The sequence below is a fragment of the Bradyrhizobium sp. Kon58 genome (assembly GCF_055807455.1).
On record NZ_JBVVOT010000377.1, the window covers coordinates 1 to 283 of the forward strand.

General features: G+C 60.8%; 1 protein-coding gene. It reads right to left on the reverse strand.

Annotated elements, in window-relative coordinates; translation table 11 throughout:
• Positions 1 to 283 (reverse strand): PP-loop family protein (locus AC0L20_RS40850; RefSeq protein WP_473295799.1); only part of this gene is annotated, 283 nt, incomplete at both ends.

A 283-nucleotide genomic window follows, 5' to 3' on the forward strand; every position in this document is an offset into this window, starting at 1 on the left:
GGCAACCAGGGAACCAGCGAGGGTTGATCAGCGCCTTGCAGGTCCATAGCCGCCAGCTCATCGAGCAAGCCCTGGGCTTCGCCCAAGTGCTCAGCCGTGCGGGCCAGGCTGGGCACCACTTGAGGCCAGCGCTGCGCCAAAACAGGGAAGACACGGTGCCGCAGATAATTGCGGGAGAAACGTGGATCAGCATTTGAAGGATCTTCGATCCACTTCAGGTGGTGTTCTCGGGCATATGTTTCCAGCTCGGCACGGCTGATATCCAGCAGCGGCCGCACCAGAT